The sequence below is a fragment of the Cellulophaga sp. F20128 genome (assembly GCF_023015805.1).
Classification (GTDB): Bacteria; Bacteroidota; Bacteroidia; order Flavobacteriales; family Flavobacteriaceae; genus Cellulophaga.
On sequence record NZ_JALKBA010000002.1, the window covers coordinates 162994 to 178566 of the forward strand.

At 36.1% G+C, this 15573-nt stretch carries 9 protein-coding genes and 1 tRNA gene; 9 read left to right on the forward strand and 1 reads right to left on the reverse strand.

The window, feature by feature from the left end; translation table 11 throughout:
• The first annotated feature begins 36 nt into the window (after positions 1–36).
• From MWU65_RS02840 to MWU65_RS02860, 5 genes are all read left to right on the forward strand, one after another.
• A complete protein-coding gene (locus tag MWU65_RS02840; protein WP_247075589.1) occupies positions 37–726 on the forward strand; it encodes a MotA/TolQ/ExbB proton channel family protein in 690 nt (229 codons plus the stop codon).
• Between the two features lie 10 nt (positions 727–736).
• Complete coding sequence (locus MWU65_RS02845; protein WP_247075590.1) at positions 737–1123, forward strand: biopolymer transporter ExbD; 387 nt, start codon at positions 737–739, stop codon at positions 1121–1123.
• On the forward strand, positions 1123–2037 hold the full coding sequence (locus tag MWU65_RS02850) for an energy transducer TonB (protein ID WP_247075591.1): 915 nt from the start codon (positions 1123–1125) through the stop codon (positions 2035–2037). The genes MWU65_RS02845 and MWU65_RS02850 overlap by 1 nt, the downstream gene beginning before the upstream one ends.
• A 53-nt stretch (positions 2038–2090) precedes the next feature.
• Entirely contained in the window at positions 2091–3299 is a 1209-nt protein-coding gene (locus MWU65_RS02855) for a folylpolyglutamate synthase/dihydrofolate synthase family protein (protein WP_247075593.1), read from the forward strand.
• A gap of 88 nt (positions 3300–3387) precedes the next feature.
• A tRNA-Val gene (locus tag MWU65_RS02860) sits at positions 3388–3462 on the forward strand.
• A 104-nt stretch (positions 3463–3566) separates the two neighbouring features.
• Here MWU65_RS02860 and MWU65_RS02865 read toward each other — a convergent pair.
• The gene (locus tag MWU65_RS02865; RefSeq protein ID WP_247075595.1) at positions 3567–4433 is read right to left on the reverse strand and encodes an AraC family transcriptional regulator; all 867 of its coding nucleotides are present in this window, start codon (positions 4431–4433) and stop codon (positions 3567–3569) included.
• Positions 4434–4850: 417 nt separating this feature from the next.
• Between MWU65_RS02865 and MWU65_RS02870 the strand changes: the two genes are divergently transcribed.
• The 4 genes from MWU65_RS02870 to MWU65_RS02885 all read left to right on the forward strand — a co-directional run bounded on the left by MWU65_RS02870 (position 4851) and on the right by MWU65_RS02885 (position 15573).
• On the forward strand, positions 4851–7310 hold the full coding sequence (locus MWU65_RS02870) for a hypothetical protein (RefSeq protein WP_247075597.1): 2460 nt from the start codon (positions 4851–4853) through the stop codon (positions 7308–7310).
• 172 nt (positions 7311–7482) lie between these two features.
• A complete protein-coding gene (locus tag MWU65_RS02875; RefSeq protein WP_247075599.1) occupies positions 7483–9654 on the forward strand; it encodes a TIM-barrel domain-containing protein in 2172 nt (723 codons plus the stop codon).
• A gap of 253 nt (positions 9655–9907) precedes the next feature.
• Positions 9908–12262, forward strand: a complete 2355-nt coding sequence (locus tag MWU65_RS02880) for a hypothetical protein (RefSeq protein ID WP_247075600.1) — start codon at positions 9908–9910, stop codon at positions 12260–12262.
• Positions 12263–12291: 29 nt separating this feature from the next.
• Complete coding sequence (locus MWU65_RS02885; protein ID WP_247075602.1) at positions 12292–15573, forward strand: GH92 family glycosyl hydrolase; 3282 nt, start codon at positions 12292–12294, stop codon at positions 15571–15573.

The following is a 15573-nucleotide window of genomic DNA, read 5'->3' on the forward strand; positions in this document are numbered from 1 at the left end:
TAACGTTATAAGTGCAACTTAAATAAGAGAAAAAATATGGTATTGTTTCAAGATGCTGATACTGCGGGGATAGGAGAAAGTATTTCCGAAGAAAAAACACTTTCTGTCATAGATTTAATTGTAAATGGAGGAGCAGGGAGTATTATTATAATTACAATATTGGGCATTCTTTTGTTTGTTGCATTGTATATTTATTTTGAAAGAGTTTTTGCTATAAAGGCAGCTTCTAAAATAGATAAGAACTTCATGAATCAGATTAAGGATCACATTACGAACGGGAAGCTAGATGCTGCTAAAATGTTATGTGCCCAAACAGATTCTCCCGTAGCGAGGTTAACAGAAAAAGGAATATCGCGTATCGGTAAGCCTTTAGATGATATAAATACAGCTATAGAAAATGCAGGCACCTTAGAGGTGTACAAACTAGAGAAAAATGTAAGTATATTGGCAACTGTTGCTGGTGCTGCGCCAATGATTGGTTTTTTAGGAACCGTAATTGGTATGATTTTGGCATTCCATGAAATGGCAAGCAGTGGTGGGCAAGCAGAAATGGGCTCTTTGGCATCTGGTATTTACACGGCAATGACAACAACAGTTGCTGGTTTAATTGTGGGTATTATAGCTTATATTGGTTATAACCACCTTGTAAACAGAACGGATAAAGTAGTGCACTCTATGGAAGCAAATACAATGGACTTTCTGGATTTGTTAAATGAACCGCTTTAAATTTCTATAGATGAAGTTAAAAGGAAGAAATAAAGTAAGTCCAGATTTTAGCATGTCTTCAATGACAGACATCGTGTTTTTGTTGTTAGTATTTTTTATGCTAACATCAAATTCTCCCAATGCGCTAGATTTGTTGCTGCCAAAAGCAAAGGGGAAATCGACCAATACACAGAATGTTTCAGTAAGTATCAATAAAAATCTGGAATATTTTGTAAACAATGAGAAAATTAACGGGAAATATATAGAAATTGAATTAAAGAAAGCACTTAAAGGTCAAGATAAACCTACAATTATTCTTAGGGCAGAAGAAAGCGTACCTGTTAAAGAGGCAGTCAACGTTATGGATATCGCCAATAGAAATAATTACAAAGTTATTATGGCAGTGCGACCTAATTAATGTCATTATTAGATACGAAACACAAGAAAAAATCTTTTACACTTACAACACTATTGTTAAGTGCATTCCTTCTATTGCTTTTTTATGTCGGTTTAACCTATTTGGATCCGCCTGAAGAAAAAGGAATAGCCATTAATTTTGGTCAGATGGATTTTGGAAAAGGGGAGGTACAGCCCAAAGAAAAAATTAAATCCCAGCCTCCAAAAACTGCTCAAGAAGAGGTAGAAGAAGAGGTAGAGGAGGTAAAGCCTATTACCGAACCTGAAGTGGCAAAAGAAGAAACTGTTGTAGAGCAAGAAGCTGAAAAGGTAATTACCCAAGAGAGTGAAGAATCTATTGTAATTAAACAAAAAGAAGAAGCCAAACGTAAAGCAGAAGTAGCAGCCAAGAAGGCAAAAGCTGAAGCAGATAAAAAAGAACAAGAACGGGTGGCTGCAGTTAAGGCAGAAGCTGATAGAAAAAGAAAAGAAGAGCAGGCAAAAAGAGATCAAGTCGATAATCTTTTTGGAGGACTAAGTGAGTCTGATGGAGCGGTAGAAGGTGGAGAAGGAGATGATAATAAGGCTGGTGATAAAGGTGATCCCGCAGGTGATCCTTATGCCACGAGTTACTATGGTGCTCCAGGGTCAGGAAGTGGTTCTGGTGGCTATGGCTTGTCTGGTAGGTCTTTAGTTAATAAAGGAAAGGTAAAGCAAGACTGCAATGAAGAGGGTAGGGTTGTGGTTAAAATAACTGTAGATAGAAACGGAAAAGTAATTAGTGCAGTTCCCGGTGTAAAAGGAACGACCAATAGTCATCCTTGTTTGTTAGAGCCAGCTAAAAAAACGGCTTTTATGCACAAATGGAATTTAGACTCTAATGCTCCTAGTCAGCAAACAGGTTTTGTTGTTGTTAACTTCAAATTGGGGGAATAATTTTTAAACACAATCGACTTCGTACTATTTTTGATAAATTTTAATTGTACTTAATGACTTATAACAAGACATTGGAGTGGATGTTTGCGCAACTTCCTATTTATCAGAATAAAGGGAAGGCAGCGTTTAATGGTAAATTAGACAACATCAAATTGTTTTCTAAGGCCTTGGGTTCTCCAGAAAATCATTTTAAAAGTATTCATATAGCAGGTACAAACGGCAAAGGGTCTAGCAGTCATATGTTGGCTTCTATTTTGCAAGAAGCGGGCTATAAAGTAGGTTTGTACACTTCTCCACATCTAAAAGACTTTAGGGAACGCATTAGAATTAACGGAAAAAAAATCGCTAAGGAATCGGTTGTTCAATTTATAACCAATCACAAAGAATTTTTCAATGAAAATAAACTGTCATTTTTTGAAATGACAGTTGGTATGGCCTTTGATCATTTTGCACAAGAACAGGTAGATATCGCAATTATTGAGGTTGGTTTAGGTGGTAGGTTAGATTCTACCAATATTATTACTCCAGAAGTTTCTTTAATTACCAATATCGGTTTAGATCATACTGATTTTTTAGGGGATACTATTGAAAAAATAGCGGTTGAAAAAGGAGGCATCATAAAGGAAGGAGTTCCGGTGGTGGTGAGTGAGTATCAAGAAGAAACTGCGGCCGTTTTTAAAGCCATAGCAGCAGCTAAGAATGCAAGTATATGTTTTGCTACAGATGTTGAGAAAACATACGTTACATCCTTGTTAGGCGAGTACCAACAGAAGAATGTCAAAGGGGTGCTAGTAGTATTACAAAACTTAAAAGGCTTTACAGTGCAACATAAGCATATTGTAAACGGATTGTTAAAGGTAGTTGAAAATACTGGCCTGTTGGGGAGATGGCAGATTTTACAGGAAGAGCCTACTGTTATTTGCGATACGGCACACAACTCAGAAGGACTTTCATTAACCATGTCTCAATTGAAAAAACAATCTTATAAGGAGTTGTATATTGTTTTGGGTTTTGTAAAAGACAAAAATTTGAGCTCCATTTTACCCTTGTTTCCTAAAAATGCCATTTATTTTTTCTGTTCTCCAAAAATAGAAAGAGGATTAGATGCCAATGAGCTCAAAGAAAAGGCCAGTTTGTTTTCACTACACGGTGAATCTTATTCGTCTGTAAAAGAAGCGTTTAAATTTGCTAAATCGCAAGCGAGCAAAGAGGATATTATCTATATTGGAGGTAGTACATTTGTGGTTGCAGAAATTGTTTAATTTTTTTTCTTTTTTCTTTGCGGTAAATGAAAAACTATTCTATATTTGCACTCGCTTGCAGAGAAATTAATTTCAACACAAGTGAAAAGGGCTCTTAGCTCAGTTGGTTCAGAGCACCTGCCTTACAAGCAGGGGGTCGAAGGTTCGAATCCTTCAGGGCCCACAGTAACAAAGAAAGGCTTCCAAGAAATTGGAAGCCTTTCTTTGTTTTTAATCAAGCTACTATTTTGTGTTGGGCAGTAATAAAAAAAGAAAAGAATTATTTGGTTAATATTCATAGCCCAGTTGAAAATCATTTCGATACTGTTTAGGCGTCTTTCTCATTGTATGTTTGAACTTTTGGTTAAAATGGGTTAAATGGTTGTAACCAGACATGTAGCATACTTCTGCAATTGAAAGGTCAGAATCCATAAGTAATTTACAGGCGTGCCCCACTCGGACTTCCGTAATAAATTCAGAAAAATTCTTGTTCATCGATTTTTTAAAAAGTCTACAAAAAGTTGCTGGAGAAACATTAATTAAATCGGCAAGTTCATCAATGGTTATTTTTTTGGTAAAGTTCTCTAAAATATAGTCGTTGACCAGTGACATTCTTTTGGATTCCTTTCTTTTTGTTGTGGGCTGATAGCCTGGACTACTCAATACCGAATATTCCTTTACGTTACTAAGGGTATGCAACATTTCTAAAAAACAAATCATCTGATGAAAGGGACTTAAGCTCTTAATGGATTTCATTTTTTTCTTTATTTCTATAACTTCAGAACCAAAAAAGTGACATCCCAGGGAAGTTCTGGAAAGTAATTTTTTGATGTTAGCATTTTGTGGAATATTGAAGAAATTTTGTCCAAAAGACTCTTCTGTAAAATGAATACAGACGGCATTTCCTTTTTCAGGACTGTCCACTATTAAGGAATGGGGAAGATTGGACCCTAATAAAAACATATCTTCTCCATAAAAATTATGGATGCTATTCCCTACAATTCTTTTTCCTGAACAATTAAAAAGCACGGTTAACTCATAATCTTCATGTACTCTCAAGACAGTTGGTCCTTTTGAGTCTAGGGTATTATAAACGCTAATGTCAAAGGAAATACCCTGTGATGGTTTAAATTGTTCTACTTGTATTGATCGCAATGCAGCAAATTTATGATGTTAGTAGCCTTAATATTACAATATATTGAGCATATAGTGCTGTTTTATGCCTAAATTTTAGAATGAAATGATTTTAAATGCCTTTATATTTGTTTCGTACCCTGGTTTGATACTATTGTAAAAACTTTAAATATAAATTTTAGGATGTAGGGGTGATTTCCATCCAATTTGAAGACATATGGGAGCTTAGGTAAAATTTTACGCAAGAGTTAAACACAAAGGTGCTTTATAGCCGCCAACTAAAATTAGGAAATTTTGAGTTTATAACCATAGGTTTTACTTTTTGATTCTAATATATTCGTAGTAATTTTTCATCTGGAATTAATAAAAGTAAAGAGGTACTTTGCTCTGATTTCTTTTAATTTAAAATAAGTTTTAAACAGTAAATAAATGAATTTTATGCGTAAATTATTTTGTATAGTACTAAGTGTACTATTTACAACTAGCTGTATTAACACTGAATACAAGGAACTTCTTGAGAATAATTCTTTCAAAATCACCCTAGACAAAGAAGGTAAATTAACAGAATTATTAGATAAGGAAACGGGGAAGAATCTATTAATTCCTGGATCTGCTATTTCTCTAATAACCGTTGTGAGTGAAGGTGTGGATTATCCTATACAAAGTTGGAAACGTAGTGGGGATGTGTTGCAATTTAAATTTGATGAACTTGGAGCAGAAATTAGTATAAAGGTTACTTCTAAAAAAGAGTATCTAACCTATGAGATTATTGAGGTTACTAGTGAGAAATTAATTGAAAAAATAATTTGGGGCCCATATCATGTACTAACTTCTGAAAAAATTGGGCAATCAATTGGGATCGCATATGATGATCAAACAGCCATTGGATTTATGGGACTTAACCTTAAAAGTCGTGGTGGATTTGAAATTGGAACACGTGAAAGGTTTGGAAATGCCGCTCAGAAGATTGATGGTGGTGCTAGCTTAACAGGTTTTGTGCGGGATCGTTCTAACTACCGAATTGTAGACAATTGGGAGCAAAAATTAGGACAAGCAGTACCTGTAAACGATAGCGATGCTGAACTAGTTGGAGCTAAGTTTGCAATGTATTGCATTCCCTCTAAAAATCTTACGCAAGTACTAGAGAAAATTGTGCTCGAAGAAAACTTACCTCATATAAAAAATGGAGATACATGGAATAAAACTTCAAAGTATTCTACATCTTCCAAATTTATTATGTCCTTTAATGTGAATAATATTGATGCATGTATTGATATTGCTCAAAAAGCGGGTATTACTTGTATCTATCACGGTGGAATTTTTGAAACTTGGGGAACTTTTAAGGTTTCAGAAAAGGATTTCCCCAACGGTTATCAGTCCGTAAGGGAGTGTACGGATGAGGCAGAAAAGCACGGAATTAATTTGGGAGCTCATACATTAACAAATTTTATAACTACAAACGATCCTTTAGTTACTCCTAAACCTCATCCGGGTTTAGTGTTGGCTGGAATCACAAAACTTGAAAAAAGTATATCTGTAACTGATGATGAATTGGTATTGCATGATGAGCTGATGAGACCTGCATATTACGAACCGGATTTAGACAAAGTAAACCCAAGGTGGCGTGAGCATACCGCAGTTCGAATAGGTGATGAAATTATAGAGTACTCTTTTGCAACGGCCAATGGTAAGTTGGTTTTAAAAGACTGTAAGCGTGGGGCTTTTGGTACCATTGCAGTTGAACATAAAAAGGGAGCACAGGTAAGTCGACTTATGTCGCACGGCTATAAAGTATTTTTTCCTGATATTAACCTACAAGATCAAATGGCTAAAAATCTAGCTAAATTCTTTAATGAGGCTAATTTGAAGCGTATTAGTTTTGATGGTATTGAAGGTGGTTTAGCAAGTGGTCATGGACGCTATGGGAGCGATCGTTTTGTAAAGGTTTTTTATGATAATCTAAAGAATCCCAATATTGTTGCTAATTCGTCTGATGTTACCCATTTTGGATGGCATTATTTTTCGAATGAAAGTTGGGGCGAACCTTGGACATCTGATAATTTTAGAGAGGCACATTTAAGCCACAGATTAGAAGTTCAAAAAGCATTAAAAGAAGACTTGCTACCGCGTAAAATGGGGCAATTTAGCATCAATGCAAAAACCACTAAAAAGGATATCGAATGGGTTATGGGCTTGGGTACTGGTTATGATGCAGGTGTCGATTTTTACATCAGCCCTAATTTTCAAGAGGTGAATAAGGAAGCTAGTTCCATATTGGCAGAAATTAAAAAGTGGGAAGAGGCAAGAATGAAAGGACTATTTACCGAAGCCCAAAAGGAAAAACTTCGCGATCCGTATACCTTCTATGGTCTTGAGCAAAACCAGGATAGCTTACAACTGGTGTTTATTGAGTCATGGGAGCCTGAAGGTGAAAGTTCTCAAAGTGAAGAAGAGGTAAATACATTGCCAACATCCATATTAAAAAGTAGTTCAGAAGCTCCTGTTTCTATAGATTATAAGCATTTGAATGTAACAACAGAGCCAGGGCAACCAACAGCTTCTATCTGGAAATATTTTAGTGCTGGTCCAGCACAAAAATTACAATTTGTAATTCGCCTACCAAAACTATCCAAAGAGGTGGTAAATGGCATTTACGTCAAGGTGGGGCCTCAAAAAATTGTAATGCCATTTACATTAAAACCGGGTGATTATATTGTTAATAAGGGAAGCGATACGTATATGCAGTATTCTGAAGATCATCAAATTAAGAATGAAGTGGTTATTCCGGGTGGCAGTATTGCCATAACTGAAGGTCAAAACCTTATAGAGTTTGATTATAAAGGTAAAGGAAGAGTTGCTGGCCCTGAAATGATCGTGAATTTTTGTTCAAAAAAATAAACAGCTATAGGCATATTGAAAATTAAATTTGATAGTACTTTGAAGGAAGTGAAAAGGCAAGCGTAAATTATAAACCATAGATACACCCGAAATAGTAGCTATGAATTAAAATTTGAAAAATACGACTTATATTAAAAATAGGAGATATTAAGAAAACTATAAATACGATACAATGGTAAAAAAACTAATTGTACTAAGCCTTTTTATTGGCTTGTTATCATGTGAGCAAAAGAAACATCATAATTTACTTACTGAACTAAACGATAGTCCATCGTGGACAAATCTCCATAACGGGGTTTGGAAATCTATTGTTAATACTCCTCAAGAATATAATTTATTAAATACTTCTGGTGCTTTACCCCGAGAAGAAGCTTTGTCAAAAATTAAAGGATCAGATTTTCCTTTGGAAAAATCAGAAATAAAGGCATTTTCGAAAAATGGAAAAACCTATGTAAGACTTCCTTTAGAGGATGGTGAAAGAATATTTGGTTTGGGTTTAAATTTTAAAACTGTAGAGCAAAGAGGTCGTATTATGCGTTTGCATATGGACCATTACGGAGGTGAAGATAATGGTAGAACCCATGCGCCTACACCTTTTTTTGTTTCTACGAACGGGTATGGGTTATTAATCAATTCGGCCAAGTATATTGATGTGTATATGGGTACGGGCGTTACCAAAGATAGTAAGAATCCAGATGTGTCTAGAGATAGAAATACCGATAAAAAATGGACGCCTCAACCAAAATCTGATAATATTGAATTGGTCATTCCCGATGAAGGGGTTGAATTGGTATTATTTGCTGGAAAAAACATTCAGGAAACCGTTCAACGATTTAATTTATATTGTGGTGGTGGTTTTATACCTCCAAAATGGGGGCTTGGGTTTTGGCAAAGAACCCCTACTTTATACGGAGAAAAAGAAGTTCAGGAAGAAGTAAATGGATTCGTGAATAATAATTTCCCCATTGATGTTGTTGGATTAGAACCCGGGTGGCATAGTAAATCATACCCATGTACTTTTGAATGGGATAATACACGATTTCCTAATCCGAAAATATTCGTTGAGGATATGAAAAATCAAGGGATTCATTTAAACTCTTGGATTAATCCGTATGTTTCTCCAAGTTCTTCTATTTATGAAAAAATTAAACCTTTTACGGCAACTCATACGGTATGGACTGGAATTGTTCCTGATTTTTTAGTGCCTGAGGCACATGAAATTATGACTCAACAGTTTGAGAAAAATGTAGTTTCAGTAGGTGTTAGTGGTCTTAAAATTGATGAAGTAGATGGGTTCGACAGGTGGTTGTGGCCAGATTATGCGCAATTTCCATCGGGATTAGATGGCGAAACTATGCGTTCTATTTATGGTACATTAACTCAAAAGTGGAGTGCCGATTTGTATAGGAAACAAAACACAAGAACCTATGGTTTGGTTAGAGCCGGAAATGTAGGCTCCGTTTCTTTACCTTATGTTCTTTACAATGATTATTACAAGCATGAAGACTTTATAACAGCCTTAATTAACAGTAGTTTCGCTGGCGTGCTTTGGACGCCAGAAGTTAGAAGTTCAGGTTCTCCAGAAGATTGGATACGACGCATGCAATCGGTCTGTTTTTCACCGATGGCAATGATAAATGCATGGGCAGACGGTACCAAACCTTGGTCATATCCAGAAGTCTATGAATATTGTCAGGATGTTGCTTTTTTAAGAATGCAGTTATTGCCTTATATCTATACTACTTTTTCAGATTATTATTTCAAGGGAACTCCTCCATTTAGAGCTATGGCTATGGAAGAAGGCTTTACGCATATCCCTGAATTGATTGAACAAGGCGATTTAAATTCTACCGAGAACCCATATGTTGCAGCGTTAAAAAAAGAAATTAAAGATCAGTACATGATGGGAGAAAGTATTTTGGTGGCTCCAATGTTTGCTGGTCAAAAAACAAGAACAGTTGTTTTGCCAAAGGGAAAATGGTATGATTTTTATACGGGTAAACTTGTAGGTGATGGAGGTATTATTACAGCGAATCATGGCTTAGATAAAATTCCGTTGTATGTAAAAGAGGGCGCTATTATTCCAATGATGAAGCCCATTAGAAATACATCGGAATGGGGAAATAATACAACTTTAGAAGTTCGTGTATATGGTAATACTCCTAATGAATTTATTTTATATGACGACGATGGGGAATCCTATGACTATGAGAAGGGAGCGTACTCGCAAAAAATATTAAAAACAGTTAAAAACAACGGTAAATTAAAGGGAACTATTGCTGATTTAAAATCTGAAAGTAATTGGTCTTACGGCGCTTTACAGTGGAATTTTATGAGTAAATAGAATTTTGATTTTGAAAGCCTAATTAAAGTGTTGTTATTAAATAGTACAAAACCTTACAGCTTGGGTTTATATAAAGTACACCTACTAAGAAAAATGGAGTGCTATTTATTGCAATCCTATTATCGGAACAATTAAAAAAAATGGACAACTCAAACATATCCTTTGTAAATTCTTAAAACATATGGTTTTATTGAGGCTAGAGCACTGTAAAACGAAAGATAAACATAAATTAAGTATAAAATATATCAAAAAAATGACAGCCATATTAAGCATTTTAGCCAACCGAATGAACATCTTTATTCAATTTAATAAGAGGAGTACCTTTATGATTAATTACAAAAGTAGTTTGCTTTTAATAGCTTTAACTTTATTAATTATAAGTTGTTCTAGAGAAGGGGCAACCAACTTTAATACTAACTATTTAGACATTAGTATAAACGAGCAAGGGTTTATTTATAGTTTGAAGGATATTACAAAACCACAAGCACGAGAATTTAGCCCGGTAGACAAACCATCTCCGTTATTGTCTTTGTACAACAGCAAATTAGATAGTATGTTAGAGCCTATTGCTGCAGATTATAATTCATCTGAGCGTCTTTTAAAATTAACCTATAAAAATAATTCAGTAGCAGAAATTAGTGTAGAGCCCAAGGATAAGTATCTTAAATTTACGCTTTCTTCTTTAACCGAACGAAAGGATATTGAAGGCGTACAGTGGGGAGCCATTCATACCAATATCACCAATCTTTTTGGTGAAATTATTGGTGTAGCTCGTGATACTAGCGAAACTGTTAATTATGCCATCGGTATGCTCGCTCTAAATGATAATACGCTAGGCGGAAATTCTAAGACCATTGCTGATGCTGCACCTTTTCAATATGTAATCCATTCTCCAGATTCCATTCAATACCCATTACCAGATGATTTACATGAAGGTCAGGTTTTTACATTAGGGGGAAATGGAATAAGTGATGTGGCATTCTATGCCCACAAAGAACCTTATTATAGAATTGTATACGGTAATTCTGCAGAAGTTGATGAAAAAGGAAGAATTTCTATAGCCTATAACTCAAGGGATAGGTCTACTAAAAGAGAAGTGTTTTTTTCATTAATACCCAATATGCCAGCCAATATTCCAAATCATTTGGAAGTGCAACCACTTCCGGGTGTTGACTTTATAGGATCGTCTGTGGCATTGTGGGGAAGTCCAGACAGCACGGCTTTAAAGGATGTGATTCAAGAAATTGTTATTGCAGAAAACCTTCCTTATCCAACAATAAATGGAAAATGGGCCAAAGATCCCGCAGCCTATGTTCCTGATGCACTTACCTATGGTAATTTGTACGATAGTATTATTTCGTATACGTCAAGGTTAGGCTTTAAAACTATTAGTTTGTACGATCAAGGTTTTATAAGACCAGATCGTGGAAATGAGGGGTATTTAGATGGTAAAAATTTCGAGAAGAAACCATTAAAACTGACTTCAGGAAACCTTTCTCATAAAGAGTTTGGAGATCTGGCGGCGAAAAAAAATATTACTATAGGGAGAACACCAATAACAAATGCATTAGCTCCTGGCACCAAGGATGCCAGTCCAATTCCGAGCGATAGTTTGGCTTACCAACAGAAACGGTTGTTGGTGAAAAATATAAGTGAAACTGATACCATTATTATTATAGATGATCCAAAATATATGGAAGAAATTGGCAGTTGGGAAGGACATGCGGAAAATCTAAATATGATAAAAATTGGGAAAGAGCTTATTCATTATTTAGGCGTATCTGAAGAAGAACCCTATCGCCTTTTAAATGTTGAACGTGGCTACTGGGGCACAACACCGTTAGAACATAAAACCAATGACACCATTTACAAACTGCAAGTTACAATCAATTATGGTTATGATGGGTTAATACCCAATTGGGAACTTCAGGAAGAAATCGCAAAATATTATGCTGATGTAGCGTATATCAATAATTTGGGCTATTACGATTTTGATGGACAAGAATTTTTATTTAACAATGGCCATGGATATTATTCTGTAAAACGATTTTTTAAAAATATGTTTGATAGAGCCGAAGAGCATGGTATGGCTCCAATCCGTTTTACGGGAGCTACCTTATCTGAAGGTTCTTGGCATTACCAGAGCATTTGGAATGTAGGTGGAGGAAAAAACTTATATGATTTAGAAACTAGAGAATGGGGGAGTGCTACTAGCCAAGGTAAAGACCTTAGAGATGTAACATACGCCAACTATTTTCCAGTTAGTGTTGGGGGTAATTTTCCAATAACAGCAAAATCTACAGTAGAAGAGTATAATCACATTCAGGCAATTTCGGTAGGGATTGGCATGACATATAGTTTAAAATTAAGTCAGAAAGATGTGGAAAGTTGTCCTGAAAAGGATGCCATTTTTAAGGCCATAAGAACCTGGGAAAATGCAAGAGCAGCCAATGCATTTCCTCGTGATGTCAAAAAACTTTTGGTAAAACCAGATCGAAATTGGGAGTTGGATGAGGTTGATAATAATCATTGGAAACTCTATCAGGTGGTTGATAAGGTGAGAGGCCCTGCAATCAATTTAACTAGAGACATAGAAGGCGGGTATTAACTGTTTAACTATAGAAGATTGTAATAACTATGAATTTTACTTGGTATACGGATAAATATTTGCTTGATAAATTCAGGTGTGTTTTAAATACACCTGTTTCTATACCGTACAAAACAATTGCAATACAAAAGAATAATATCAGCAACTTCAAAAAAATTATTGCCCTCGTTTTTGTTGTTTTAGGGTGTTCTTCCCAATATGCGTTACAAGCGCAAACCAATGACTTAGAACCCATATGGGGAATAGGAATACATGATGATTCAGCCGCTGAGTTTGCCTTGAATTCTAATACCTATATGGATTTTGTTTCCAGCGGTTTTGGCGGAAAGGATCGCTACTATGTTGTTGGTAATTCTACTACATCAGAAGACTGGCCATTTATTCTGCCAGGACCTAAGGACAGTTTTGCTGGTTATGGCTACTGGTCCGGTTTGGCATTACATCAATTGCCTATTTATTTTGAATTAGACAAAGTCACTACGAAAGGGGTTTGTACGCTTGTTGTCCATATTCTAGAAGTGAGTTCTAAAAATGCACCCTTATTTCGTGCTGTAATAAACGGAAAGGCATACAGCCGCCAGTTGCTGGTAGGGCAATCGGGTAGCCTCCCGGAAAATATAAGCGCTAATCCGCAAACAGTATCATTTTCATTTCCTGCAACTGAACTTAAAAAAGGCAATAATGAAATTGTCTTTCAGAATATGACAGGGAATTGGTGTGTTTTTGATGCAATTTCATTAGTGGGCCCAGAGGGGATAGGGCTAGGTAATCCTGGAAATTCAATAATCAAAGCTGTGGATTTTTCCACTTTTGAAATTGGTTCCAATAAAAAAAACAGTCAAGCTTTATTGGTAGACATTCGGCAACAAGAAGAGCCTGCTGAAATACGTGTAATTGTTGATGGAAAAGAATTCCATAAAAATATGGAAGCTGGTCACAGCGTGTTAGAGTTTTATGTACCGGCCGTTAAAACGAAAGGGGAGTCTAAGGTTAGTATTTATATAGATGGAAAACTAAAATTTAATGAAATACTAGTGCGTTCCCCTCAAAAGGAAATTACCTATGCCGATTATGTAGACCAGTTTATGGGGACTAGTGGATCTCGCTGGATGATTACCCCTGGACCAAGAAACCCTATGCCTATGGTTCAATTAGGGCCCAATAACGAGGCTACAGTTTGGAAGGCGGGGTATGAATATCAAATTGAAAATATTTCTGGATTCAACCATACCCAAGAATGGACAATGTCTGGTTTTCTTATGATGCCAACTGTTGGATTTTTGCAAACACAGCCAGGACCAGAGCACCATCCAGATCTTGGTTACCGCTCTCGCATTGACAAAAAAACAGAAAAGGCAGGTATTGGTAAATACAGTGTTGATTTAACGGATTACAATATTCATGTTGACCTAACAGCCACTACACGAGCAGGTTTTCAACGCTATATTTTTCCCGAATCTGATGTTTCCCGGATCTTAATAGATGCTTTCCCAAATGCTGAATATAGTTATCAAAATAAGGAAACAATAATAACCCAAATAAGTGATAAAAAAATAGAAGGGTATGTTCATCATATTAGTGATAAAACGGGTTATGTGCTAACCCAAGACTATAAGATGTATTTTGTTTTGGAGTTTAATAAACCTATTGAAAGCATGGGTGGCTGGACTGATAAGGCAGAATCACTTAAAAACCTAGGGCATGGCCTTACGTACGAATCTATTGTTGACAATGTAAAAGAAGTAAAGGGCTCCGGAAAAACAGGAGCATTTCTAAATTTTAAAACGAAAGCCAATGATACTATTTTGGTCCGTAGTTCTATTTCTTTGGTCAGCACGGAAAATGCTTGGTTAAATTTAGAACAGGAAATTTCAGCACCTTTTGGATGGGATTTTGAAAAGGTTGTCCAAAAGCAAAAAAACGTTTGGAATGAATATCTTGGTAGGATAGAAATAGAATCGGATGATTATTTACAGAAGGTTAAGTTTTATACCAATTTTTATAGAGCATTGTCGGGTAGAGTGGCTTGGGGAGATGTAAATGGACAATGGGTAGATATGAATGAAGATATCCAAACATTCAAGGACCCAAATCAACGCCTTTGTTCAGGAGAGTTTTGGAATACCTTTTGGAATGTACAGCAACTCAATCAACTTATTGCTCCTGAATTTTCTTCAATGCAAGTTAAAAGTTTGTTGGAATTTTATGATAAGGGAGGGTGGTTGCCTAAAGGTATTTTTGGTGGTGAATATACCAGTGTTATGGTTGCCGAACATGGAATTCCTTGGATTGTAGGGGCTTGGAATGCAGGCATCAAAGATTTTGATTATAAAAAGGCGTATGAAGCAATGCGCCATATACAAACAACAATTCCCGAAAATTCACATAGTGGTGGAAGTAGGGTGGGAAACGAAAGCCTTGTCGCTTATTTGAAGTATGGTTATGTGCCCCTGCAAACCGATATTTATCAGAGTTATGCCTCAAATACTCTAGAATATGCTTATGACGATTGGTGTCTGGCGCAAGCGGCAAAAACTCTAGGTCATACAAGTGACTATGAGTTATTTCTAAGTCGCTCTCAAAATTGGCGTAATATCTTTGATTCAAAATCTGGATTTATGAGACCAAAGAATATCGATGGTACATGGCATGAGCCTTTTAGTCCATACCGTACGCCAGGTTTTGTTGAAGGAAATGCATGGCAGTTTAGTTGGTTTGTACCACAAGATATGGATGGGTTAGTAGGTGCAATTGGTAGGGAACGTTTTGTGATGCGTTTGGATAGTGCAATGGTTCAGTCTCAAAAAGTAAATTTTAATGCTTTGGGTGATAATTTTTCGAAATACCCTATAAATCACGGGAATCAGCCAAATATGCAATCGTGTTACCTTTTTAATTATGCCAATGCACCATGGCTAACTCAAAAATGGGCGAGAGCTATTCAAGAAAAATACTATGGAATGGGGCCTCGCGACGCGTACCCTGGGGATGAAGATCAAGGACAAATGAGTGCTTGGTACGTAATGAGCACGCTAGGTCTATTTCAAATGGATGGTGGTGCTGCTGTACATCCACAGTATGAATTGGGAAGCCCTAGGTTTGAAAAGGTAACCCTTCATCTTAGTGACACCTATTACGGAGGAAAAACCTTTGTAATAGAAGCTAAAAATGCCTCTCGAGAAAATAAATACATTCATTCCATACGTTTAAATGGGAAAAAGTTAAATACATGGAAATTTCCGCAAAAAGAACTGATCAAAGGAGGAAAACTTACTATGGAAATGAAAAATTTTCCAAATAAGGACTGGTAG